This is a genomic window from Streptomyces telluris, from assembly GCF_024519335.1.
In the GTDB taxonomy this organism is placed as follows: domain Bacteria; phylum Actinomycetota; class Actinomycetes; order Streptomycetales; family Streptomycetaceae; genus Streptomyces; species Streptomyces telluris.
On sequence record NZ_JANIID010000101.1, the window covers coordinates 1 to 377 of the forward strand.

1 pseudogene is annotated in these 377 nt (G+C 71.6%); it reads right to left on the minus strand.

Features of this window, described 5'->3' with window-relative positions:
- Nucleotides 1-377 (minus strand): annotated as a pseudogene (locus NQU55_RS36280) (2-oxoacid:acceptor oxidoreductase subunit alpha); the annotation flags it as partial.

A 377-nucleotide genomic window follows, 5' to 3' on the forward strand; every position in this document is an offset into this window, starting at 1 on the left:
AAGAGACCGCCAGGCCGATCGTCTCCGACTTCAGCGCCACACCCGGCCCCGAGGTCGTCGTCACCGCCAGGGCGCCGCCGAAGGCTGCTCCGAGGGCCGCGCCGATGCCGGCGATCTCGTCCTCGGCCTGGAAGGTGCGCACGCCGAAGTTCTTGTGGCGCGACAGCTCGTGCAGGATGTCGGAGGCGGGGGTGATCGGGTAGGAGCCGAGGTAGAGCGGCAGGTCGGCCTGGCGGGCGGCGGCGATCAGCCCGTAGGACAGCGCCAGGTTCCCCGAGATGTTGCGGTAGGTGCCGGCGGGGAACGCGGCCGTCGCGGGGGCCACCTCGTAGGAGACGGCGAAGTCCTCGGTGGTTTCGCCGAAGTTCCAGCCGGCG